This window comes from Streptomyces sp. MH60 (genome assembly GCF_002939385.1).
Taxonomy (GTDB): domain Bacteria; phylum Actinomycetota; class Actinomycetes; order Streptomycetales; family Streptomycetaceae; genus Streptomyces.
Window position 1 is genome coordinate 80,255 of record NZ_MULI01000014.1, and the last position, 23,525, is coordinate 103,779.

Consider the following 23,525-nt stretch of genomic DNA (forward strand, 5'->3'; position numbering starts at 1 on the left):
TCAAGCTCACCTATCCACCGGCACGGCCGGGGCTCTAAAATTTGGGTTACTTAACGGTAGTTAGCGTGCGCAGCAGCACAGCGTTTTGGAGCGTGAGACACCTTGGCCGGATCGGCTGACTTCGACCTGTACCGCCCGTCCGAGGAGCACGACATGCTCCGGGACGCCGTCCGCTCGCTGGCCGAGGCGAAGATCGCGCCGTACGCCGCCGCGGTGGACGAGGAGGCCCGCTTCCCGCAGGAGGCCCTGGACGCCCTGACCGCGAACGACCTGCACGCGGTCCACGTCCCCGAGGAGTACGGCGGCGCGGGCGCCGACGCGCTCGCCACGGTCATCGTGATCGAGGAGGTGGCCCGCGCCTGCGCCTCCTCCTCCCTCATCCCGGCCGTGAACAAGCTCGGCTCGCTCCCGGTGATCCTCTCCGGCTCCGAGGAGCTGAAGAAGAAGTACATGACCCCGCTCGCCAAGGGCGACGGCATGTTCTCCTACTGCCTCTCCGAGCCCGACGCGGGCTCCGACGCGGCCGGCATGAAGACCAAGGCCGTCCGCGACGGCGACTTCTGGGTGCTCAACGGCGTCAAGCGCTGGATCACCAACGCCGGCGTCAGCGAGTACTACACGGTGATGGCCGTCACCGACCCGAGCCGGCGCTCCAAGGGCATCTCCGCCTTCGTCGTGGAGAAGTCCGACGAGGGCGTCTCCTTCGGCGCCCCGGAGAAGAAGCTCGGCATCAAGGGCTCCCCGACCCGCGAGGTCTACCTCGACAACGTCCGCATCCCCGCCGACCGCATGATCGGCGCGGAGGGCACCGGCTTCGCCACCGCGATGAAGACGCTGGACCACACCCGCATCACCATCGCCGCCCAGGCCCTCGGCATCGCCCAGGGAGCCCTCGACTACGCCAAGGGCTACGTCAAGGAGCGCAAGCAGTTCGGCAAGCCGATCGCCGACTTCCAGGGCATCCAGTTCATGCTCGCCGACATGGCCATGAAGATCGAGGCCGCCCGGCAGCTGACGTACGCCGCGGCCGCGAAGTCGGAGCGCGGTGACAGCGACCTCACCTTCCAGGGCGCCGCGGCCAAGTGCTTCGCCTCCGACGTGGCCATGGAGGTCACCACGGACGCGGTCCAGCTGCTCGGCGGCTACGGCTACACCCGTGACTACCCGGTGGAGCGCATGATGCGCGACGCCAAGATCACCCAGATCTACGAGGGCACCAACCAGGTCCAGCGCATCGTCATGGCGCGCAACCTGCCGTAACCGGCACCCGCGCGCCGAGGCGCCCGGGAGGACTCAGTCCGCGTACCCCTCCGCCACCCGTCGCTCGCGCAGTTCCATGATCGCGCGGCGTCGGGCCAGGCGGTGGGTGCGGCGGATCTGGGCCTCCTGGTGGCGGCGCTTGTCCTTCTCGGTCTCGGGCAGCACCGGCGGCACCGTGCGCGGCTTGCCGTCGGCGTCCACGGCGGCGAAGACCAGATAGGCCGAGCCGACCTGGGTGGCGGGCGTGGACTCGTTCCAGCGCTCCGCCATGACCCGCACGCCCACCTCCATGGAACTCCGGCCGGTCCAGTTGACCTGCGCCTTCACATGCACGAGGTCGCCGACGCGGACCGGTTCGAGGAACGCCATCTCGTCCATGGACGCGGTGACGGCGGGCCCGCCGGAGTGCCGTCCGGCCACGGCGCCCGCCGCGTCGTCGACGAGCTTCATGATCACACCGCCGTGCACCGTACCCAGCAGGTTGGTGTCGCTGTGCGTCATGATGTGGCTGAGGGTGGTGCGGGAGGCCGAGGTCGGCTTGCCCGGGATCTCCGGGAGCGCCTGCTGCGCGGCCGAGGCCTGTTCTGCCTGGTCTGTCATGCCCTCCACCTTATGCCGGGGCTACACCGGCGTGTATTTGTGTCGGGTTCGCAACAGCACTGCCCTGATTTTCCGACATACCTTGTAACCCCCACAGTGCGGGCCTGCACACTGGTGCGCATGAATGATTGGCCCGAGGGATGGTCCGGTGACAACCGCGGCAGCGGATACGGACGCGGCAGCGCGAACGCGCGGCCCGAGAGCGCACGTGTGATGCGTCAGGTCCGCCGCGGCGCGACGCCGCCGCCCGGACCGGGCCCGTCGGCCCCGCCGTACGGCGCCGGGGTGCCCCAGCAGCCGTCGTACACCGACGGCCAGGGACACGGCGGTGACGGATACGACAGCGGCTACAACACCGGCCAGGTCTACGGCGGCAGCGGCGGCGGCCAGGGCCCCGGCCGCCAGGTCCGGGACCGGCCCGCGCCGGACTGGCGCCGCCGGATCAAGTGGACCGCGATCACGGTGGTGACCGTGCTGGTCGTCACCACCGTCGGCACCTACTTCTGGGCCGACTCCAAACTCAACCGCGAGGTCGACCTGTCCAAGGTCATCGAGCGGCCCGGGGCGGGCGAGGGCACCAACTACCTGATCGTCGGTTCCGACAGCCGCGAGGGCATGACCGCCGACCAGAAGAAGGACCTCCACACCGGCTCCGCCGAGGGCAAGCGCACCGACTCGATGATGATCCTGCACACCGGGGACAACGGGTCGACGCTGATCTCGCTGCCCCGCGACTCGGACGTGGAGATCCCGAGCTTCGTCGGCTCCGAGTCCGGCAAGAAGTACCCGGGCACCGGCCGGCACACCAAGCTGAACGCCGCCTACGCCGAGGACGGCCCCGAGCTGCTGGTGCGCACCATCGAGCACAACACCGGGCTGCGCCTGGACCACTACGTGGAGATCGGCTTCGCCGGCTTCGCGAACATCGTGGACGCGGTCGGCGGCGTCGAGATGGACATCCCGCAGGACATCAAGGACAAGAAGTCCGGCGCCGACTTCCAGAAGGGCAAGCAGACCCTGAACGGCGAGGAGGCCCTCGCCTTCGTCCGCACCCGGTACGCGCTGGCCGGCTCCGACCTGGACCGCACCAAGAACCAGCAGAAGTTCCTCTCGGCGCTGGCGAGCCAGGTGGCCACCCCGTCGACGGTCCTCAACCCGTTCAAGCTCTACCCGACCATGGGCGCCGGTCTGGACTCCCTGATCGTCGACAAGGACATGGGCCTGTTCGACCTGGCGAGCATGTTCTGGGCGATGAAGAGCGTCAGCGGCGGCGAGGGCACCTCGATGAACATGCCGATCTCGGGCAGCGTCGGCGGCAACCTGAAGTGGGACGACGCCAAGGTGAAGAAGCTCGTCGAGGAGCTGAAGAACGACGAGAAGGTCACCGTCTCCGGGAACTGAGCGGGCGCGCGCCGGGGCCCGGCGCGCCTCACTCCTTGCCGCAGACCACCTCGTCGCCCCGCACCACCGTGCCCGACTCCTGCGGCGGGTCGGCCGGCCGCACCCTCGCCACCTTCTTGAAGTCGGCGCCCGCGATCACCTTCAGCGTCGCGCCCTGGCCCTTGACCGGCTTCAGCTCGCTGCCGGGCAGGGCCGCGGCCAGCGACTTCGCCGACTGGTCCCAGCGCGGGTCGTAGGCGACCACGGTCCGCCCGACCGCCCGGTCCCGGGCGTTCCTCGGTGCCCTGGTGGTGCGGAACCCGGTCGAGGCCAGCGCGTCGTCCACCCGCTTGCCGAGCCCGGGGGTGCGGGTGCCGTTCTCCACCTGGACGCGGATCTGCTTCGGGTCCACCGGGACCCGCACCGGCGGCGGCCCCTTCGGCTTCGGCTTGGGCGCGGCCAGCGGCTTGTCCTCGCGCAGGGCGTCGAAGAGCCGCTCGGACTTCGCCGGGTCCCACTTCAGGGTCGAACCGACGCCCTTGACGGCGTAGCCCATCCGCCCGATCGGCACGGTGGTGAACTCGGAGGACGACGGCGAGAAGTTCCGCATCGCCCGCCCGAGCGTCAGCAGCTCGTCGGTGCCGAAGCCCTGGTCGGCCCGGACCGAGCCGAGCACGGCCCGCGTGACGTCGCGGAACTTCAGCGGGTTCAGCAGGAGCCCCGAGGAGGTGGCCCGGTCGATCAGGGCGGCCAGGAAGCGCTGCTGGCGCTTCATCCGGCTCAGGTCCGAGGCGCCGTCGAGGTGGCGGGCCCGCACGTACTGCAGCGCCTGCCCGCCCATCAGGGTGTGGGTGCCGGCCGGCAGGTCGAGCCCGGTGTAGCTGTCCTTGAGCGGCTGGACCGTGCAGATCTTCACCCCGCCGAGGACGTCCACCGTCTTCATGAAGCTGGTGAAGTCGACCTCCAGATAGTGGTCGATCTTCACGCGGGTCATGTTCTCCACGGTGCGGATCGTCAGCTGCGGGCCGCCCTCGGCGTAGGCCGCGTTCAGCTTGAGCGGGTGCCCCTTGTGGTGCTCGCCGGTGGTGCGGTCGGTGTGGCCGGGCGTGACGGCGTACGAGTCGCGCGGCAGGCTGACCACGCTCGCGCGCTCCCGGTCCTCCGAGATGTGCACAATCATGATGGTGTCGGTGCAGTGGCAGGGGGCGCCGCCCAGCCGGTACTTGCGCCGCTCCTCCTCGGTGATCTCGTCCCGGCCGTCGGTGCCGACCATCAGGACGTTCATGCCGTCGCCCGCCCGCGGCCGGTTCTTCATGTCCTTGAACGCGTCGAACCGCGAGATGTCCGAGTCCAGACCGGAGAGCACCGCGTGCCCGATCCCGGCGGAGGCCAGCACCACCACCGACAGCGCGGTCACCGCCCGCATGGCCCAGCGCGGCTTCTTCCGCCGTACGGGGGGCCTGGGCGGACGTCCGGGCGGGCGGGGGCCACCGCCCTGCGGCGGAGGACCGCCCCGGGTGGTCGAGGCCGGGACCCGGGACGAGCGGGGCGGCGTGGGCAAGGGGACACCTCCGCGGGGACGGGGCCCTGGGCGTGGACCATGAGGCCGGACGTGGGATTCGTGAGCACCGTAGGCCCATACGATCTGCTGCCCGGGGCTGCGACCCCTGCGGCGCGCACCCGTGTCCCCCGTTCGCGGTAACGTGAGCTGCGATGAACGCCAAGTCCGACGTGCGGCCGCCCGCCGTTTCCGTGATCATGCCCGTCCTCAACGAGGAGCGGCATCTGCGCGGCGCCGTCCGCGCCATCCTCGCCCAGGAGTACGCCGGTGAGATGGAGGTCGTGATCGCCGTCGGTCCCTCCACGGACCGCACGGAGGAGATCGCCGCCGAACTCGTCGCCGAGGACCCTCGCGTCCACACCGTGCCGAACCCCACCGGCCGTACGCCCGCCGCGCTGAACGCCGCGATCAAGGCCTCCCGCCATCCGGTCGTCGTCCGTGTCGACGGCCACGGCATGCTCTCGCCTGACTACATCGCCACGGCGGTACGGCTCCTCGAGGAGACCGGCGCGCAGAACGTCGGCGGCATCATGCACGCCGAGGGCGAGAACGCCTGGGAGGACGCCGTCGCCGCCGCGATGACGTCGAAGATCGGCGTGGGCAACGCCGCGTTCCACACGGGCGGCGAGGCCGCGCCCGCCGAGACCGTCTACCTCGGCGTGTTCCGCCGCGAGGCGCTGGAGCGGCAGGGCGGGTACAACGAGGAGTTCGTCCGCGCCCAGGACTGGGAGCTGAACTTCCGCATCCGCGAGGCCGGCGGCCTGATCTGGTTCTCGCCCGAGCTGCGGGTGTCCTACCGCCCCCGGCCGTCGGTGCGGGCGCTGGCCAAGCAGTACAAGGACTACGGCCGCTGGCGGCACGTCGTCGCGCGCTACCACTCCGGCTCCATCAACCTGCGTTACCTCGCCCCGCCGACCGCCGTGTGCGCCCTCGCGGCCGGTGTCGTGGTGGGCGCCGCGCTGACCCCGTGGGGCTTCGTCGTGCCCGGCGGCTACCTCGCGGCGATCGTGGTCGGCTCGCTGCCCGCCGGAAAGGGGCTCGGGCTGAAGGCGCGGGCGTGGATCCCGGTGGCGCTCGCGACCATGCACATGTCCTGGGGCTGGGGCTTCCTGACCAGCCCCAAGTCGCTGGCCAGGAAGGTCATCGCCTCGCGGCGCCCGGCGGTCCAGCCGGCCCCGGACGCCGCCGCTGCTCGGTGACGCCGTCCGTCAGGACCAGGTGAACGCCGGGTTCACCTGCATGCAGGCGCTGTCGTCCGCGCCGTTGAGGGCCTCGGCCGACTCGGGGATGCTGTCGTCGCTCTGGGGCGTCTTGTACGCCGTGCCCTCGCGCCAGTCGGCGCCCACGACGAGGGTGACCCCGGAGACGTCCGTCGAGCGCTTCACCGAACTGGCCGGGATCCCCAGGGACTTGGCGACGCGCCGGGCGTCGCCCTCCAGGTCGGCGCTCGGGTAGCGGACCACCGTACGGTCCTCGCTGGGCAGCACCGACGGGTCCGCGACGGCCTTCGTGAAGCCGTGGTCCGCCAGGAGGCCGGTGACCGTGTTCGCGCGTCCGGGGGCCGTGCCCAGTGCGTCCGTGCGGGTGCCGTTGCGGACCTGCACCGCGATCTCGTCGTCCGGCGCGGCCGGGTCGGCCGGGGGCTCCGGCTCCGCGTCGGGCTTCTTCTTCGCGTCCTTGCCGTCGAGGGCGATGTCCTCGCGCACCAGCCGGAACAGCCGCTCCGCGTCCTCGGTCGGCTCTACGCGGGCGCCCACGTACCGGTTGGGCATCGTGGTCATGGTGATGCGCTCGGGCTTCACCCCGCGCAGCTCGTTGCTGAGGTCGTACAGCTTCTTGACGGAGTCCAGGCCCGGGTCGACGGTGAGCGCCGCGGTGGCCTCCTCGGCGAGCCTGCGCAGCTGGTTCGGGCTGCTCAGGGTCGCGTTCTCGCGCAGCACCCGCACCATCGAGTTCAGGTACATGTGCTGGGCCTTGGCCCGCGCGAGGTCGCTGCCGTCCTCGAAGCCGTACCGGGTGCGCAGCCACTGCAGGGCCTGCTCGCCCTTGACCGGGTGGGTGCCCTTCGCCAGTTTCAGACCGGAACCGTGGCCCGAGCCGTCGCGCGAGTGGATGTTGGCGTCCACACAGACCGGGACGCCTCCGACGGCGTCCGCCATCGAGACCACGCCCGCGAAGTCGACCATCACGAAGTGGTCGATGTGGATGCCGGTCAGCTCCTGCCAGGTGGCGACGGTGCAGCCGGGACCGCCATGACCGAGGCTCTGGTTGGTCATCACCCGGCCCTCGCTCGCCGGGTGGACCTCGCCGTCGTCCGGGTCGGTGCACTTGGGTATCTCCAGCAGCGTGTCGCGCGGCATGCTGACCACCGACATGTTGCTGCGGTCGGCGGACAGGTGCACCAGCATCTGCACGTCCGCCAGCGGCGTGGAGCCGAACGTCTCGCGGGCGCCGCCCAGTTGCTGGTTCTCCTCGCTGTCCCGGGCGTCCGAGCCGATGACGAGGATGTTCAGCGGGGTCTGCCCGGCCGCGTTCGGCGTCGGCGCGGCGACCTTGCTGTCGCCCAGGTTCAGGACGTCCTGCTTGATGTTGTCGTTGAGGTGCTCGTAGTAGAGGTAACCCGCCCCGGCCGTGCCGGCCAGGACCACGGCGAGCACCACCGCGGTCCAGCGCAGGACCCGGCGGCGGCGCCGCGTCGGGCGGGGGCCCTCGGGCTCGCCGTCGTCGCTGCTGTCGTCCCTGGTGCTGCTCCCGGTGTCCTCGACACCGTTGTCGCCGTCCCCCCGGACGGTCTCCTCACGATCGGGGGCGTCTGTCGCGCCCTCGTCCGTGTCCTCCCCCTGCACACTGCTCCGCGTCACTTCCGCGTCCCTCCCCGCCCCCGGGCCACCGCGTGGGCCCGTCGCCGTCCTGTGAGACGTACGACAGGCCCCTCAGGTCAACTGGCGCACTGCTTCTGGTCGGCCGTGGACTTGTCCAGGTCCGGCGTCTCGATGGACTTGGCGTCGAGCTTGACTCCGGCGCCCTTGAAGTCCTTGCCGAGGGTGAGGGTCATGGTGGGCAGGCCCTGGGAGTTGGTGACGCTCTCGCCGGGTTTCATGGCGGCGCCGGACAGGCCGAGGATCTCGGCGAGGGCGCGGGCCTGGTCGGCCTGGTCGGGGGCGTACTCCAGCGTGGTCCTGGCGAGTTCGGCGGGGGCGTTGCCCGCGTTCTCGGACTTGGCGACGCCGGCCTGGGTCTGGAGGTAGGCCAGTTCCTGCTGGGCGCTGCCGGTGGGGGCGCCGCCGTTCATGACCCGGACGCGGACCTCGCCGGGCTCGGACTTCTCGCCCTTGAGCCGGGCGGCGACGGCGGCCTTCTCCTTCTTCTCCTTCTGTTTGACCTCGGTGAAGGAGATGTCGTTCCTGATCATGTCGAAGACCTGGGGGCCCTTCGACTCGTTCACGACCACCGTCGCCTTGACCTTCTCGGCCGGGTTGTCGATCACCGGCACCGTGGTGAACGTGATGTTCTTCGGCGGCACCTTCTTCAGCTCCAGGGCCATGTCCTTGAGCGTGCCCACCTTGCCGATGGCGCTGTCCACGGTGAGGGCCTTGGTCGCGGCCTCGGCGAGCTTCACCAGCTTGGTGGGGCTGGTGAGGGTGTCGCTGGAGGACATCTTCCGCATGAGCGAGCCGAGGAACTGCTGCTGCACCTTGATGCGGTCCAGGTCGCCCTCGTTGCCGAAGGCGTGCCGGGTGCGGACGAAGGCGAGGGCCTGCTCGCCCTTGACCGTGGACTCGCCCGCGGGCAGCTTGAGGTGGGACTTCGGGTCGTCCACGGCGTGCTCCACGCACACGTCCACGCCGCCGACCGCCGAGGTCAGCGTCTTGACCGCGTTGAAGTCGGCCATCATGAAGTGGTCGGGCTTGATGCCGGTCGTCTCCGCCACCGTGCGCATCGTGCAGCCCGCGTCCCGGCCGAGGTCGCCGAGGCTCTGGTTGAAGCGGACGCCCGAGGAGCCGGGGATGACCTTCTTCGTCCCGTCCTCCTGCGTGGTCTCGCAGTCGGGGATGTCGACGATCAGGTCGCGCGGGATGCTGAGCGCGGTGGCGTTGGAGCGGTCCTCGGAGACGTGCAGCAGGATGTTGGTGTCCGCGTGCCCGACGCTGCCCTTGTCGCCGTAGCCCTCGTTGCCCTCACCGGTGCGCTTGTCGGTGCCGATGATGAGGATGTTGAAGGCCTCGTTCTTCTTGAAGCTGCTGCTTCCGGCGGTGCCGACGTCCGTCGTCGAGACGTTGCCCTCAAGGTGCTTGAGGTAGAGATAGCCGCCCGCACCGGCCACCAGGACGACGAAGGCCATGCTGCCGCCGGTCCACAGCAGGGCCCGCTTGCCCCGGGACTTCTTCTTCTCCGGCCGGCGTCCGCGCCGTCCGGGCACCGGTGCCTCGGGCTCCGGACGGCGCCGCCGCTGGGGCGGCACCTCACGGCCCGGGGCACTGGTCCGGCGCCCCGCCGCGCGGGGCCCGGGGACGGGCGGCGACTGCGGTGCGGAGGGGGACAGTCGCAGTTCGTATTCACCGGTCTGCGGATTCAGCACCCACTGGTCTGCGGGATCCACGTCGTCTGCCCGCCCACGTCCTTGCGCGTCCACGGTCTCCCAATCCTCCGTCGGGGGCCACGCGGCACCTTCCCCTGAAGGTGCACGGTAAAGAGTCAACAAGTGCACGACGCCAGGGCGGACCTCGCGGCAGGGGGCACTGGAGCGCTCACACTATCCGCCCGGTTCGGCGTCGAACGACACTGGTGTCACGATCGTCACCCCTACAACAGGGCATTCCCTCCTATTTTCGTGAACTCCTACCATCGATACGGCTTGTAGACGTCCATGCACTTGCTGGTGTCCGAGCCGTTGAGGGCGTCGCTCGTCTCCGGCAGGTCTCCGGCCTCGGGCGTCTTCTGCTTCGGATAGGACGTCCCCTCGCGCCAGTCAGCTCCCACGACGAGAGTGATCCCGGACACGTCCGCGGACTTGCGCACCGAATTCGCCGGAATCCCCATCGCCTCGGCCACGCGCCGTGCGTCGCCCGCCAGCTCGTCGCTCGGGTAACGCACCACGGTCCGCTCCTCGGAATGCGCCGCAGAGGTGTCCGTGGTCGCCTTGGCGAAGCCCTTCTCCACCAGCGACCCGGCGATCGCACCGGCCCGGCCGGTGACCGGGCCGAGGGTGGCCGAGCGGGTGGCGTTCTGCACGCGGACACCGATCTCGGCGTCGGCGGCGGGCTCGTCGGAGGGCTGCCCGGCGGCGCCGTCTCCGGCGGCGTCCTCGCCGTCGCCCTTGCCCGTGCCCTTCTTCTCCTTCGTGCCCTTGTCGTCGAAGGACACGTCGTCGCGGAGCATCGCCCACATCTTGTCGGCGTCGGAGGCCGGAAGCAGGTGGTTCCGGTCCTCGGGGTCCTCGACGGTGGGGATCGTCGTCATGGTGATGCGGTCCGTGGGCACCGTCTTGAGCTGCGTGCCCAGGTCGTAGAGCTTCTTGACGGTGCCGATCTCCTCGGAGACCGTCAGCGACTTCGTGGCGGCCTCGGCCAGGTCCATCAGCCGGCCGGCGTCCGTGAAGACGTTCTGGCTCTTCAGCGTGCGGATCATCGAGTTCATGTACATGTGCTGGGCCCGGGCCCGCAGCGGGTCGCTGCCCCAGGCGTGCCGGGTGCGCAGCCACTGCAGCGCCTGCTCGCCCTGGACCTTCTTCCGGCCGGCGGTCATCTTCAGGCCGGAGCCGCCGGAGCCGCCGGGCACGCCGGGCAGCGGGCGGTCCCACACGTTCTGGTTCACGCACACCTCGACCCCGCCGATGGCGTCCGCCATCGAGACCACGCCCGCGAAGTCGATCGTCATCCAGTGGTCGATGTAGACCCCGGTGAGGTTCTCCCAGGCGGCCAGGGTGCAGCCGGCGCCGCCGCGGGCCAGCGACGTGTTGATGATGTCGTTGGTCGCCGGGAACTTCTTCCCGGTGTCGGGGTCCTCGCAGGCCGGGATGTCGACCCGGGTGTCCCGGGGGATGCTCACCACCGCGGCGCTCTTGCGGTCGGCGGCCAGGTGGATCAGCATCTGCACGTCGGCCAGCGGCGGGTTGTCGCGGTGGTCCTTGCCGCCGCCCAGCGCCACGTTGGCGTCGGAGGCGCGGCTGTCGGAGCCGAGCAGCAGGATGTTCAGGGGCGTCTGTCCGGCCGCGTTCGGCTCGGCCTTGTGCGCCTTGGAGTCGCCGCTGCTGCGCTCGCCCTTGTCGATGTTGCCGTTCAGGTGCTGGTAGTAGAGGTATCCGGCGCCGGCCGTGCCGAGTATCAGCACCGCGAGGGTCGTCGCGGACCACCTCAGCGCCCGGTGCCGGCGCCCGCCGGCGCGCCGCCGTCCGGAGCGTCTGCCGTCGCCGCCGCCGTGGCCGCCCGAGCCGCCCTGCCCGCCGGTGCCGCCCTCTTCACGTCCGCCGCGTCCGGCTCGCCGGCCGCGGGCGTGCCGGACCGTGTCGGGTCGCGTTCCCTCCCCGCGCACACTGCTCTGCGTCATGCCTCTCCCACCCTCGGGCCCGCGAACGTGCTCCCGCACGCGACCTGTTCGCACAGTTGGACGTACGAAGCCGCGCGTTGGCTGTACGACGCCCGGTGGTTTGTTCGCGGTTGGACCGGTTGACCGATGGACTGTCGTACTGTCAGACGGTCGTGGGGCCCCTCAGGTCACTTCGCGCACTCGACCTTGTCCGCCGTGGACTTCTGGAGGTCCTCCGGTGCCTGCGCGGAGGTGGCGTCGAGCTTGACTCCGGCGCCCTTGAAGTCCTTGCCGAGGGTGAGGGTCATGGTGGGCAGGCCCTGGGAGTTGGTGACGCTCTCGCCGGGTTTCATGGCGGCGCCGGACAGGCCGAGGATCTCGGCGAGGGCGCGGGCCTGGTCGGCCTGGTCGGGGGCGTACTCCAGCGTGGTCCTGGCGAGTTCGGCGGGGGCGTTGCCCGCGTTCTCGGACTTGGTGACACCCGCCTCGTTCTGGAGGTAGGTCAGCTCCCGCCCCGCGCTGCCGGACGAGGCGCCGCCGTTGAGGAGGCGGACGCGGATCTCACCGGGCTCGGACTTCTCGCCCTCCAGGCGGGCGGCGACCGCGGCGTCCTCCTTCTTCTGCTTCTCCTTCTCCTTCTTCTTGACCTCGGTGAAGGAGACGTCGTTCTTGACCATGTCGAAGACCTGCTGGGCGGGCCCGTCCTTGAGGACGACGGTCACCGGGGTCTTCTCGGCCGGGTTGTCCTTCACCGGCACGGTGGCGAAGGTCAGGTTCTTGGTGTTGAGCTTGCCCAGCTCCAGACCGAGGTCCTTCAGCTTGCCGATGCTGTCCAGCTTGGCATCGACGGTCAGCGCCTCGGTGCCCGCCTCGGCCAGCTTCACCATCTTCGTCGGGCTGGTGAGCGTGTCGTTGGACTTCAGCTTGCGCATCAGCGAGCTGAGGAACTGCTGCTGGATCTCGATGCGGCTCAGGTCGCCGCCGAAGCCGACGGAGTGCCGGGTGCGGACGAAGGCGAGGGCCTGCTCGCCCTCGACGGTGTGCTTGCCCGCGGGCAGCTTCAGGTGCGAGTCCGGGTCGTCGATGTCCTTCGCCAGACAGACCTCGACGCCGCCGACCGCCGAGGTCAGCGTCTTGACCGCGTTGAAGTCGGCCACCATGAAGTTGTCGGGCTTGACGCCGGTCAGCTCGGTGACGGTCCGCATGGTGCAGCTGGGCGTACGGCCGCCCTGGCCGAGGCTGGTGTTGAAGCGGACGCCGGTGGAGCCCGGGATGACCTTGGTACTCCCGTCCTCCTGCGTGGTCGGGCAGTCGGGGACGTCGACGATCAGGTCGCGGGGGATGCTCAGGGCGGTGGCGTTGGAGCGGTCCTTGGAGACGTGCAGCAGGATCGTGGTGTCGGCGTGGCCGGCACTGCCCTTGTCGCCGTAGCCGTCGTTGCCGGAGCCGGTGCGCTTGTCGGTGCCGATCAGCAGGATGTTGATGGCCTGGTCCTTCTGGAAGCCACCGGTGCTCGCGCCGTCGTCGGGGAGGGATTCGATGTTGTCGTTGAGGTGCTGCAGGTAGAGGTATCCGGCGGTGCCGGCGGCGAGGATGACGAACGCCATCGTGCCGCCGGTCCACAGCAGGATCTTCTTGCCCCGCGACTTCTTCTTCGCCGGCCGCCGGCGACCGCGCCGTCCCGGCGGCGGCTCCTCCGGCGCCGCACGGCGCCTGCGGGGCGCGGGAACCTCGGGGGCAACCGGTGCCGGCGAGGCCCGGCGGGGGGCCGGGATCGGTGACTGCGGTGCGGAAGGGGGCAGTCGCAGTTCGTAGTCGCCGGTGTCCGGATTGAGTACCCACTGGTCTGCGGGGTCGATGTCCTCCGCCCGCCCACGGCCTTGCGCGTCCACGGTTGTCCGAATCCTCCGTCGGGGCCACGCGGCGCCCTCCCCTCCGGGCGCCCGGTCTCGCTCACGTCAGTTCAGTGCGTGGCCAGGGCAGAACTCCGCGGCCGGGCACACCGGATCGCTCACATTAACCGTCCCGTCGGGCACGGGGCGACGGCAGTGACGCATTCCACGACCTTTACAACTGGGCAATACGGCGCATTTATCGGACAATTGTCCGCACGCGCATGCCTTCTTGCACCCGGGGTTGCCCCTTCTTGGAGTGCGCTTTACTCGCAGATGTTCTCGTCGGCCGTGTTCCCGCTGAACGTCGGCGCCGGGGAATCGGCGTCACGGGGTTCGCCGGAATGCGTCGTACCGCCCGTCGAGTCCTGCCGGGAAGCCGCGATCGTCACCGGCTCGTCCGTCCGCAGGCGGGTGAACAGCTTCTCGGCGTCGGGCTGCACGAGCTGGTCCCGATTGGCGTCGGCCGCGTACGACTCCCGCGGGACGGTCAGGAATTGCACGCGTTCGGTGGGAATCCCGCGCAGCCCGCGCACCAGGTCGTACAAACCGCGCAGATTCGCCAGGTCCGGGTCCGTGGTGAGGGACGACGTGGCGGCGTCCAGAACGGGATACAGCTTCACCGGATTCAGCAGCACGTCATTGCTCTGCACCTTGTTCACGAGCGCGCCCAGAAAGCGCTGCTGCCGGTCCATCCGGTCGGTGTCGCTGCCGTCGCCGAGCGACTTGCGGGCCCGGACGTACCCGAGCGCCTGCTCCCCGTCGAGCGTCACCCGGCCCGCGGGCAGTTTCAGCTTGGCGTCCTTGTCGTCGACCGGTTTCCGCAGGCACACCTCGACACCGTCGAGCGCGTCGACCATCTCCTTGAAGCCCGCGAAGTCGACGACCACGTGGTGGTCGACGCGGATGCCGGTCAGCTTCTCCACCGTACGGATCGAGCACGCCGAACCACCCGCCGCGAAGGCGTAGTTGAACTGCTGGAGCGCCGGTTCGGTGCGGGACCCGTCCGGGCGGTGACAGCCGGGTACGCGCACCATCAGGTCGCGGGGGAGGGAGACGGCGGTGACGCTGTCCCGGCCCGCGGCCAGGTGCAGCAGGATCGTGGTGTCCGACCGCTCGGTCCCGGAATCCCGCCCGTAGCGCGCGTTGCCGTCCCCGGCCCGCGAGTCCGATCCGATCAGCAGTACGTTCTGCGCGCCGCGCACCAGCGAGGTGGGCCGCTCCTTCTCGTACCGGGCGAGTTCGGCCGCGGCCGCCTCGTCCGACGTGATGTTGCCGCTCAGCTTTGCGTACACCGCCCACCCGACGCCCACCGCGCCCCCGGCCAGCGCGACGACCACGATCCCGGCGATCCCCAGCCGCCGCCTGCGTCGCCGCCGCTTCAGCCCGGTCCCGCTCGCGGACGCCCCGCGCCCCGGGTCCCCGCGGGAGGCCGCCGTACCCGCGTCATCACCCACGCCTGCCTCCGTCCACACCCACGCGCTGGTACGACCATGCCCCGAGCCGGGCTCGAAGACGGAACGGACGTAGGCCGAACGGGGGCGCGCCCCCCAAGCTGCGGGCATTCGTGCCTCCCCCAGTGCCTGAACGGCCTGGGAGGTACCCCCAGGGCGGCACGGGTGGGCGCGGGCGGCACCCCGTCAGCGCCGGGCCGCGCAGCCCACCCCGCGCCGAGACCGACGCCGAGCACAGGCCCGGCACCGGTCACCGACTCACCGGCGTCACCTCGACGCCGGTCCACCACCCAACCGGCAGAGACTCACCGCGCCGTCGCCGACACCCGCTCCGCCTCGATCCGCTGATCCACCACACCCGCCCCCGCCAGCTCCAGATGCCGGCACAACACCACCGACCCCCCACTCGCCAGCGGCCCGTACAACCCCGCGCTCAGCCCCTCCCAGGTGTCGTACGGCAACCCCGACAGGATCCGCGCCCCCGGCCCCGTGAGCCCCAGCCCCGACGCCTCCGCCCGAGCCCGCTCCACGACCTCCGCCCCGCTGAACTCCCGCCCGGCCACGATCAGCGCCGGCGCCTCCGGGTCCACCGGCACGTACGGCACGAACCGGTCCCCCTGACCCGGCACCTCCACCGCGTAATCGGCGAAGCCCTCCGGCGGCGCCGGCGCGAACCGGCCCCCCAGCGGCCGCAACGCCAGCGCGATCCGCGCGCCCGAGCACGCCCGCGCCGCCTCCAGCGACTCCGGCTCGGGCCCGCTCACGACCACGTCCGCCGCCCCGGGGTCGCCCGCCACGTCGGCGACGACACCCACCGAGGCGCACGCCAGCAGCCACACGGCCGTCTGCCAGTGCGCGGGCAGCAGCAGCGCCACCCGGTCGCCGGGTTCGACGGACAGTTCGTCCTGGAGGAGGTTCGCGGTCTTGGCCACCCAATTGGCGAAGGTGGCCACGGACAGTTCGACGCGTTCGCCCGTGGCGTCGTCGTAGAAGGTCACCAGGGGGCGTCCCGGGTCCGCGGCGAGCGCGGAACTCAGCAGGTCGGCAGGGGTGCGGTCGGTCGCGTTCACCCGCGCAAGCGTACGCGGGCCGGGCAACGGGCACCGAGCGGACGGCGTACCGCACCACCACCGGATCGGACCAAAACACCCTACGGCCCGTCAGATCCCAAGTAGACATATTTGTCTGACCATGTCCAGGATCAGGGGCATGCGTGGATTCCTAGCTTCCTCGACCGGCGTCACGTGCGCGGCGGCCCTCGCCCTCCCGCTCGCCCCGCCCGCGGCAGCCGCCACCTCCTCGGCCCCACCCGCGACGAGTTCGACCGCACGGCACGGGGCGTACGCCCCCGGCGGCACCCAGTCGCTGCCCCTCGCCCCCCTCGCCCGCGACCGTGCACCCGGTGCGGCCGAACAGGGCCTGCGCCGCCGGGACGTACGGCGCTTCTCGCTCGTCGGCGTCGTCTGGGACAGCCCCGCCACCGAACTCCACGGTCGCGTCGAGGTCCGTACCCGGACCGTCGCCACCGGCACCTGGTCCGGCTGGCAGGAACTGGAGACCCACAACGCCGACCACTCCGCCGACCCGGACACGCCGGAGAGCACCTCGGGCCGTGTCCGCGGCGCCACCGCACCCCTGTGGGTGGGCGAGTCCGACGGCGTCGAGGCGCGGGTACGGGGCGAGAAGCCGCCCGGCACCACCCGGTCCGCCGCGCCGCTCCCCACCGGCCTGCGGCTCGAACTCGTGGACCCCGGCGAGGACACCCCCCAGGCGACGACCCGTGCGCGGGCCCAGGCGGAACCCGCCGTGCTTCCAGCGCTTCCCGCACGCCCCGCACTTCCCGCACGGCAGAAGGCCGAGCCGCATGTCGGTCCCCGCCCGAGCATCATCACGCGCCGCGGCTGGGGCGCCGACGAGAAGCTGCGCGAGCAGGGGTACGTGTACACGAAGAAGGTCAAGACGGCCTTCGTGCACCACTCGGCCACCGGCAACAACTACCGCTGCGCACAGGCGCCGTCCGTCATCCGCGGTATCTACCGCTACCACGTCAACAGCATGGGCTGGCGTGATCTCGGCTACAACTTCCTCGTCGACAAGTGCGGACACATCTACGAGGGCCGGGCCGGAGGCGTGTCCAAGCCGGTGCTGGGCGCCCACACCCTGGGGTTCAACTCCAACAGCATGGGAATCGCCGTGCTCGGCACCTACAGCTCGAAGAAGCCGTCGTCGGCCGCGCTGAAGGCGATCGCCCGGCTCACCGCGTGGAAGGTCGGGCTCTACGGCATGAATCCGCGCGGGAAGACATACCTGAAGTCCGGGGGTGGCAACCTCTACCGAAAGGGCAAGAAAGTACGACTGGACGTCATCTCCGGTCACCGTGACGGCTTCGCCACCAACTGCCCCGGCAAGAAGCTCTACGCCAAGCTCGGCACGGCCCGTTCGAAGGCGGCGAAGTACCAGGGCCGCTGAGCGCGGGAACGGTCTGCATACACTGGCCCGCCGAAAGACAGTTCGGCCGGTCCCGGCAGGAAGCAGAGACGACAGGTGACAGAAGCGATCCTCCTGGTCGGCGGCAAGGGCACGCGGCTGCGCCCGCTCACGGTGAACACGCCCAAGCCCATGGTCCGGGCTGCCGGAGTGCCGTTCCTCACGCACCAGCTGGCGCGGGCCAAGGCGGCCGGCGTCGAGCACATCGTGCTCGCGACGAGCTACCTGGCCGAGGTCTTCGAGCCGTACTTCGGCGACGGCTCGGCGCTGGGCCTGCACCTCGAGTACGTCACGGAGGAGGAGCCGCTCGGCACCGGCGGCGCCATCCGCAACGTGGCGTCCCGGCTGCACTCGGGCCCCGAGGAGCCGGTGCTGATCTTCAACGGCGACATCCTGACGGGCCTGGACATCGGCGCGCTGGTCCGCACCCACGAGACGACGGGCGCGGACGTCTCCCTGCACCTGACGCAGGTGACCGACCCGAGGGCGTACGGCCTGGTCCCCACGGACGACACGGGCAGGGTGCTCGCCTTCCTGGAGAAGCCCCAGACCCCGGAGGAGATCGTCACCGACCAGATCAACGCGGGGGCGTACGTCTTCCGCCGCTCCGTCATCGACACGATCCCGACGGGGCGCCCGGTCTCGGTCGAACGCGAGACCTTCCCCGAGCTGCTCGCCACCGGCGCGCACCTCCAGGGCATGGTCGACTCCACGTACTGGCTGGACCTGGGCACCCCGGCGGCCTTCGTCCGCGGCTCGGCCGACCTGGTCCTGGGCCGCGCCCCGTCCCCGGCCGTGCCGGGCCGCTGCGGCGACCGCCTCGTCCTGCCCACGGCGCAGGTCGCTCCCGACGCCAAGCTGGCCGGCGGCACGGTGGTCGGCGAGGGCGCCTTCGTGGCGGAGGGCGCGCGGGTCTTCGGCAGCACGATCCTGCCGGGGGCCGTCATCGAGCCGGGGGCCGTCATCACCGACTCCCTCATCGGCACCCGGGCCCGCGTCGGCACCCGCTCGGTCCTCGCCGACACGGTCATCGGCGACGGCGCGGTCATCGGCGCCGACAACGAACTCCGCTCCGGCGCCCGGATCTGGTGCAACGCCCACATCCCCCCGGCATCCCTGCGCTTCTCCCCGGACGCCTCGTAGACCCTCGCCGCCGCGGGCAGTCGTGCCGCCCTCGGCCGCCGTTGCCCCCAGCTGCGGGCAGTCGTGCCGCCCCCGGTGTCTGAACGGCCTGGGAGGTACCCCCGGGCGGCACGGGTGGGCGCAGCGGCACCCCGCGACGCCGGGCCGCGCGACTCACCCCCGCGCCCACACCCAGGCAGGGTGCGAAGGAACCCCGGACCACCTACAGCCGCTCAATCCCCCGCGGAGCCATCCGCGGCGCCCGCCTCCCCGGCACCCGCCCACTCAACAGCACCAGCCGAGCCGCCCGATGCCGCTGCCCCGCGTACGGCTCCAGCAAGCGCAGCATCTCCGCGTCATCCGCATACCGGTCCCCACCCAGCGCGAACCCCACGATCCCCGGCAGATGCAGATCGCCCACCGTCACCGCGTCCGGCGCCCCATGACTGCGCTGCACGGTCTCCGCCGACGTCCACGGCCCGATCCCGGAGACCAGCTCCAGCCGCTCCTGCGCGGCCGCCGGCTCCATCCCCGCCGCCTCCTCCAGCCGCGCGGCGACCCGCACGGCCCGCAGGATCGTCGACGCCCGCTTGTTGTCCACCCCGGCCAGATGCCACTCCCAGGACGGGATCAGCGCCCACGTCCGCGCCGACGGCATCACGCACATCCGCCCGGGCGCGGGCCCCGGCGCCGGCTCCCCGAACTTCCGTACCAGCAGCCGCCACGCCTGGTACGCCTCCAGCGTCGTGACCTTCTGCTCCAGGACCGACGGGATCAACGACTCCAGCACCAGCCCGGTCCGCACCAGCCGCAGCCCCGGACGCCGGTGCGCGGTCAACGCCAGCAGCCGGTGCCGCGGCACGAACGCCGCCGACTCGTCCTCGGCGCCCAGCATCCGCGGCAGCCGCTCCAGCAGCCACTCGGCCCCCGGCCCCCAGGCCTCGCCCCGCAGCTCACCGCCGCGCGCGGTGACCCGCAGCGTGCCCGGCCCGGCGGGCGTCCGGCTGGCCCGCCACACCGACCCGTCCGGCATCGTCCGGAACGTCGGATCGCCCGGCCCGCGCCGCAGCGGACCGAGCACCAGCCCCAGGTCCAGCGGCCCGTCCGGCACCCACACCCGCACCCGGCCCGGCGCGGGCGGCTGCCGAGGTATCCCGCCGCGCACGGCGGCGCGCGGGGGCCGGGGAGCGAAACGTCCTGCCACGAGTGAGGTCCTTGGGCGAAGCGGGAAGGCCGGGGTGAGAGCCCTGCCGAGAAGAGAACGGGACGAGAGCCCTGCCGGGAAGAGAACGAGAGAGCCCCTACGAGGGTAGAGGGCTCACCGCACCTCGATGAACGCCTCCGCGTCCCGCTCCGCCCGGGCCTTCGGCTCCTCGGCCGGATGCCCGACCGCCACCGCCCCCATCGGGTCCCAGTCGCCCGGCAGCCCCAGCACCTCCCGCACGACGTCCCGGCAGAACATCGTCGAGGACACCCACGCGGATCCCAGCCGCTCCCCGGCGAGCGCGACGAGCAGGTTCTGCACGCCCGCGCCGGTGGCGACCACGAACATCTCCCGCTCGGCCCCGTCGCGCCGCGCGTCCCCGTAGGTGTGCGAGCCGTCCATGACCAGGCAGGGGACGACCAGGTAGGGCGCGTTGCGCAGGACGTCGCCGCGCCGCACGCGCTTGGCGATGGACTCCTCGCTCTTGCCGTCGCGCCGCAGGTCCGCGATCCAGGCGTCCCGCATCGCGTCAAGGAGCCGGGTGCGGGAGCCCTCGGACTCCAGCAGCACGAACCGCCACGGCGTGGTGTGGTGCGGCGCCGGCGCGGTCACCGCCGCGGCCACCGCCCGGCGCACGGCGTCGGGGTCGACCGGCTCGTCCGTGAAGGCCCGTACCGTGCGCCGCTGCGTGACCGCCTGCCGTACCGCCTCCGAGGTGCCGAGACGGAACATGTCGTCGCGCGCGACGCGCACCATCGCCCGCGCGCCCTCGCCGTCGTCCCCGGCGACCACCTGCGGCAGCCCGCGCACCACGGCGACGGGCAGGCCCGCGGCCTTGCCCTTGACCAGGTCGCCCGCGGCGGCCAGCTCGTCGGCGGTGGCGACGACGGTGGCGCCGAGCGGGTTGCCGTGCGCGTCCGTGCCGCCGCGCAGGTCGTCGAGGACGCGGACGCCGGCGGCGCCGATCGCCACGTCCGTGAGCCCGGCCCGCCAGGGCCGCCCGAAGGTGTCGGTGACGATGACGCCGACGTCCACGCCCAGCGTGTCGCGGAGCCCCTCGCGGATGCCGCGCGCGGAGGCGTCGGGGTCCTCGGGGAGCAGCAGTACGGTCCCGGGCGGGGTGTTGGAGGCGTCGACGCCGGCCGCCGCCATGACCAGGCCCTGACGGTTCTCGACGATGCGCAGCGGGCCGCGCCGGGCCACCACCCGTACGGTCTCCGCGTCGATCGCGGCCTCCCGGTCGGCGGCCTCCACGACCCGGCCCTCGGCCTTGGAGACGATCTTGGACGTGACGAGCAGGACGTCCCCGTCGGCCAGGGCGGGCTCGGAGGCCGCGATCAGCTTGGCCAGGTCGTCGCCGGGGCGCACCTCGGGCAGGCCGGGCAGGGCCCACACCCGGTAGCCGTCCCCGCGGCCGGGGGCGCCGTCGCGTGTCTCCTCGCTCATGCCTCCCGCACCTCCTCGGCCAGCGTCAGCGCCTCGCGGGCCATCTGCGCCGTCGCGTCGAGGTCGGTCATCATCAGCGGTACGGCGCGGCAGAGGATGCCGGCCGCCCTCACCCGGGTGACGGCGTCCGCGTCGACCGTGTCGACCAGCCAGCCGTCGAGCAGGCCCGAGCCGAAGTGCTCGGCGACCGCGGCGGCCGTGGACTCCACGCCGACCGCGGCGAGCACCTTGTCGGCCATCCCGCGCACGGGCGCGTTCCCGACGATGGGGGACAGGCCCACCACCGGCACCCCGGCGTCGGCGATCGCCTCCCGGATGCCGGGCACGGCGAGGATGGTGCCGACGGAGACGACCGGGTTGGAGGGCGGGAAGAGGATCACGTCCGCCTCGGCGATGGCCTCCAGGACGCCGGGCGCCGGCTTGGCCTGCTCCGCGCCGACCGGCACGACCGCCTCGGCGGGGACGGAGGCGCGCAGGCGCACCCAGTACTCCTGGAAGTGGACCGCCTTGCGCTCCCCGTCCAGCTCGACCGCCACGTGCGTCTCCACGCGGTCGTCGGTCATCGGGATCAGCCGCACCCCAGGCTTCCAGCGGTCGCACAGCGCCTCGGTCACCGCGCTGAGCGGAAAGCCCGCGGTGATCATCTGTGTCCGCACGATGTGCGTGGCGAAGTCGCGGTCACCGAGGCCGAACCACTCGGGGCCGACGCCGTACGCCGCCAGTTCCTCCTTGAGGTGGAAGGTCTCGTCGGCCCGTCCCCAGCCCTGCTCCTCGTTGATGCCGCCGCCGAGCGTGTACATCACCGTGTCGAGGTCCGGGCAGACCTTCAGCCCGAAGAGGTGGATGTCGTCCCCGGTGTTGCCGATGACCGTGATGTCCGCGTCCGGCGCGGCCTGCTTGAGACCACGCAGGAACCGGGCACCACCGATGCCGCCTGCCAGAACCACAATGCGCATGGGCCCAGTCTTGCAGGCGGGTACGACAACTCGTCAGCCAGTTCTCACCGTGCCGGTGCGGCGTCGGCCGTGGCGTCCTCGGGCGCGGCGGCGGCCGAGCACTGCGGGGCGTGCATCGGCATCTCGGTCAGGCCCGGGTAGTAGACGTGCAGGCTGACCGCCGGCTCCAGCGCGTCGTTGACCACCTCGTGCACGTACCCCGGCGCGGACACGCGCTGCGTACCGGCGCCCAACGCGTGCGTGCCGCGCGCCGTGTGCTCGGTGAGGGTGCCCTCCAGGACCGTCCACACGCCGGAGGAGTGGCCGTGGTCGTGGCGTCCGCTGCCCTGTCCCGGCACCCAGGACAGCAGCCAGACCTCGTACCCGGGCCCGGTGCGCAGCCGGTGGTACCAGCGTGTCGTCGCGTCGTACCGGACGAGGTGCTCCCACGCGGAGCGGTCGGCGGCGATGGAGCGGACGAGACCGGCGAACTCGGCGACGGTGGCCGGGTGCTCGCGCGGAGCCTGGAGCAGGTGGGGGACTTCGAGGATGTCGCCGGCGATCTGGAGGTCGCTGTCGCTGTTCATGGGTGCGGTGGTTCCTCGGCGGAAGAGTGCGGGGAGCGGAGCGAATGACGAAGAGACGCCCTGGTGGGGCGGGAACGCGGCAGTCGAGTCGCGTGGACTCGGGGACAGCCGGAGCGCGGTTGGCTCAACAGCTGGAACAGCGGCAACAGCTACAGCGAGCGCGGGCAGCACCGTGGGACCCGGCGGTGCGGGTCGAGGTGGGCGCCAAGTTCGCGAGCATGCCCTCAAGGACAGCGGTTCACACCAGCACTGTCAACTCGATGCCCGTTATGTGGGACATGTTTCACCTCATCCGGTTGATCGCGATGGCGAAAGGTTTGCTCAGACGACTTCCGGGACACATGGCGCACAAGCCGGGTGCACAACCCTCGTTGCGATCCCGTGATCCGAATGTGATCAGGTTCGCTTCGGCGCGTGTATCGGAACGGGATCGAACGCCGGGGCGTCCTTCCTGGTGCAGGTGTGAATCGGGACGGGTGTCCTTCGGGCCTCTTTGGTATGTCAAGGTTTATGGCGATTTGAACACTTACTGCATGGCCTTGGTTCCGCAGAGTGAATAAGGGGCTCAATAGCAGATCTCGGCTTGACTCGCCCGGAGCAGCACACTTGTAATTTCACTCGTGTCGTTCAGCCGGAATCGGTAACGGCTAGATCACGGGGACGCGAAAGACAGACGAGGGGCGCACATGACCGAGCTGGTGCAGCAACTGCTGGTCGACGACGCGGACGAGGAACTCGGCTGGCAGGAGCGCGCACTGTGCGCCCAGACCGACCCCGAGTCCTTCTTCCCCGAGAAGGGCGGCTCCACCCGCGAGGCCAAGAAGGTCTGCCTCGCCTGTGAGGTCCGCTCCGAATGCCTCGAGTACGCCCTTGCCAACGACGAGCGCTTCGGCATCTGGGGCGGCCTGTCCGAGAGGGAGCGCCGCCGGCTGAAGAAGGCGGCGGTCTGACGGTCGTGGCCTGACGCGGCGGCAGAAACGGTCCGGACAGCGGGAACGGCCCGTCGCCGGTGGGTTGTCCACAGGCGGCGGGCCGCCCCTGTGTCCAGCCGATAGTGTGGGCGCTCGTCCGA

At 71.4% G+C, this 23,525-nt stretch carries 18 protein-coding genes; 6 read left to right on the top strand and 12 right to left on the bottom strand.

Annotated elements, in window-relative coordinates; translation table 11 throughout:
* The first annotated feature begins 102 nt into the window (after window positions 1–102).
* A complete protein-coding gene (locus tag BZZ08_RS12540) occupies window positions 103–1,260 on the top strand; it encodes an acyl-CoA dehydrogenase (protein WP_104632263.1) in 1,158 nt (385 codons plus the stop codon).
* A gap of 33 nt (window positions 1,261–1,293) precedes the next feature.
* Here the strand turns inward: BZZ08_RS12540 and BZZ08_RS12545 are convergent, their stop codons facing one another.
* On the bottom strand, window positions 1,294–1,860 hold the full coding sequence (locus BZZ08_RS12545) for an acyl-CoA thioesterase (protein ID WP_104632264.1): 567 nt from the start codon (window positions 1,858–1,860) through the stop codon (window positions 1,294–1,296).
* A gap of 120 nt (window positions 1,861–1,980) precedes the next feature.
* Between BZZ08_RS12545 and BZZ08_RS12550 the strand changes: the two genes are divergently transcribed.
* Complete coding sequence (locus tag BZZ08_RS12550; RefSeq protein ID WP_198601436.1) at window positions 1,981–3,261, top strand: LCP family protein; 1,281 nt, start codon at window positions 1,981–1,983, stop codon at window positions 3,259–3,261.
* 28 nt (window positions 3,262–3,289) lie between these two features.
* Here BZZ08_RS12550 and BZZ08_RS12555 read toward each other — a convergent pair whose 3' ends face one another.
* Window positions 3,290–4,801: an LCP family protein gene (locus BZZ08_RS12555; RefSeq protein ID WP_446750254.1), complete on the bottom strand. Its 1,512-nt coding sequence runs from the start codon at window positions 4,799–4,801 to the stop codon at window positions 3,290–3,292.
* A gap of 152 nt (window positions 4,802–4,953) precedes the next feature.
* Here BZZ08_RS12555 and BZZ08_RS12560 point away from each other — a divergent pair, with 152 nt between their 5' ends.
* A complete protein-coding gene (locus BZZ08_RS12560; RefSeq protein WP_104632267.1) occupies window positions 4,954–6,000 on the top strand; it encodes a glycosyltransferase family 2 protein in 1,047 nt (348 codons plus the stop codon).
* Window positions 6,001–6,009: 9 nt separating this feature from the next.
* Here the strand turns inward: BZZ08_RS12560 and BZZ08_RS12565 are convergent, their stop codons facing one another.
* From BZZ08_RS12565 to BZZ08_RS12590, 6 genes are all read right to left on the bottom strand, one after another.
* Window positions 6,010–7,662 carry an LCP family protein gene (locus tag BZZ08_RS12565; protein WP_104632268.1) on the bottom strand — a complete coding sequence of 551 codons (1,653 nt, stop codon included), beginning with the start codon at window positions 7,660–7,662 and terminating at the stop codon, window positions 6,010–6,012.
* A gap of 77 nt (window positions 7,663–7,739) precedes the next feature.
* Window positions 7,740–9,434 carry an LCP family protein gene (locus BZZ08_RS12570; protein WP_198601437.1) on the bottom strand — a complete coding sequence of 565 codons (1,695 nt, stop codon included), beginning with the start codon at window positions 9,432–9,434 and terminating at the stop codon, window positions 7,740–7,742.
* 206 nt (window positions 9,435–9,640) lie between these two features.
* A complete protein-coding gene (locus BZZ08_RS12575) occupies window positions 9,641–11,347 on the bottom strand; it encodes an LCP family protein (RefSeq protein ID WP_198601438.1) in 1,707 nt (568 codons plus the stop codon).
* Between the two features lie 167 nt (window positions 11,348–11,514).
* Window positions 11,515–13,218: an LCP family protein gene (locus tag BZZ08_RS12580; protein ID WP_104632269.1), complete on the bottom strand. Its 1,704-nt coding sequence runs from the start codon at window positions 13,216–13,218 to the stop codon at window positions 11,515–11,517.
* 266 nt (window positions 13,219–13,484) lie between these two features.
* Entirely contained in the window at window positions 13,485–14,675 is a 1,191-nt protein-coding gene (locus BZZ08_RS12585; RefSeq protein ID WP_104632270.1) for an LCP family protein, read from the bottom strand.
* Window positions 14,676–14,977: 302 nt separating this feature from the next.
* The gene (locus tag BZZ08_RS12590) at window positions 14,978–15,742 is read right to left on the bottom strand and encodes a TIGR03089 family protein (RefSeq protein ID WP_198601439.1); all 765 of its coding nucleotides are present in this window, start codon (window positions 15,740–15,742) and stop codon (window positions 14,978–14,980) included.
* Between the two features lie 139 nt (window positions 15,743–15,881).
* On the opposite strand from BZZ08_RS12590, the gene BZZ08_RS12595 reads away from it, so the two are divergent.
* Together BZZ08_RS12595 and BZZ08_RS12600 are read left to right on the top strand one after the other, a co-directional pair.
* The gene (locus BZZ08_RS12595; protein ID WP_104632272.1) at window positions 15,882–17,141 is read left to right on the top strand and encodes a peptidoglycan recognition protein family protein; all 1,260 of its coding nucleotides are present in this window, start codon (window positions 15,882–15,884) and stop codon (window positions 17,139–17,141) included.
* Between the two features lie 75 nt (window positions 17,142–17,216).
* Complete coding sequence (locus tag BZZ08_RS12600; protein WP_104632273.1) at window positions 17,217–18,302, top strand: nucleotidyltransferase family protein; 1,086 nt, start codon at window positions 17,217–17,219, stop codon at window positions 18,300–18,302.
* Window positions 18,303–18,504: 202 nt separating this feature from the next.
* Here the strand turns inward: BZZ08_RS12600 and BZZ08_RS12605 are convergent, their stop codons facing one another.
* From BZZ08_RS12605 to BZZ08_RS12620, 4 genes are all read right to left on the bottom strand, one after another.
* Window positions 18,505–19,485 (bottom strand): DNA-3-methyladenine glycosylase family protein, encoded by a 981-nt coding sequence (locus BZZ08_RS12605; RefSeq protein WP_104632274.1) that lies wholly within the window; start codon window positions 19,483–19,485, stop codon window positions 18,505–18,507.
* Between the two features lie 114 nt (window positions 19,486–19,599).
* Complete coding sequence (locus BZZ08_RS12610) at window positions 19,600–20,931, bottom strand: coenzyme F420-0:L-glutamate ligase (RefSeq protein ID WP_104632275.1); 1,332 nt, start codon at window positions 20,929–20,931, stop codon at window positions 19,600–19,602.
* The gene (gene cofD / locus BZZ08_RS12615; RefSeq protein ID WP_104632276.1) at window positions 20,928–21,887 is read right to left on the bottom strand and encodes a 2-phospho-L-lactate transferase; all 960 of its coding nucleotides are present in this window, start codon (window positions 21,885–21,887) and stop codon (window positions 20,928–20,930) included. The genes BZZ08_RS12610 and cofD overlap by 4 nt, the downstream gene beginning before the upstream one ends.
* 44 nt (window positions 21,888–21,931) lie before the next feature.
* Entirely contained in the window at window positions 21,932–22,453 is a 522-nt protein-coding gene (locus BZZ08_RS12620; RefSeq protein WP_104632277.1) for a cysteine dioxygenase, read from the bottom strand.
* Window positions 22,454–23,139: 686 nt separating this feature from the next.
* Here BZZ08_RS12620 and BZZ08_RS12630 point away from each other — a divergent pair.
* Window positions 23,140–23,403 carry a WhiB family transcriptional regulator gene (locus BZZ08_RS12630; RefSeq protein WP_003975777.1) on the top strand — a complete coding sequence of 88 codons (264 nt, stop codon included), beginning with the start codon at window positions 23,140–23,142 and terminating at the stop codon, window positions 23,401–23,403.
* Window positions 23,404–23,525 lie beyond the last annotated feature (122 nt).

Coding starts and splice junctions, on each gene's coding strand:
- BZZ08_RS12545 (WP_104632264.1), bottom strand. CDS start 1,860: ATGACAGACCAGGCAGAACAGGCCTCGGCCGCGCAGCAGGCGCTCCCG.
- BZZ08_RS12550 (WP_198601436.1), top strand. CDS start 1,981: ATGAATGATTGGCCCGAGGGATGGTCCGGTGACAACCGCGGCAGCGGA.
- BZZ08_RS12560 (WP_104632267.1), top strand. CDS start 4,954: ATGAACGCCAAGTCCGACGTGCGGCCGCCCGCCGTTTCCGTGATCATG.
- BZZ08_RS12575 (WP_198601438.1), bottom strand. CDS start 11,347: ATGACGCAGAGCAGTGTGCGCGGGGAGGGAACGCGACCCGACACGGTC.
- BZZ08_RS12595 (WP_104632272.1), top strand. CDS start 15,882: ATGCGTGGATTCCTAGCTTCCTCGACCGGCGTCACGTGCGCGGCGGCC.
- BZZ08_RS12610 (WP_104632275.1), bottom strand. CDS start 20,931: ATGAGCGAGGAGACACGCGACGGCGCCCCCGGCCGCGGGGACGGCTAC.
- cofD (WP_104632276.1), bottom strand. CDS start 21,887: ATGCGCATTGTGGTTCTGGCAGGCGGCATCGGTGGTGCCCGGTTCCTG.
- BZZ08_RS12620 (WP_104632277.1), bottom strand. CDS start 22,453: ATGAACAGCGACAGCGACCTCCAGATCGCCGGCGACATCCTCGAAGTC.
- BZZ08_RS12630 (WP_003975777.1), top strand. CDS start 23,140: ATGACCGAGCTGGTGCAGCAACTGCTGGTCGACGACGCGGACGAGGAA.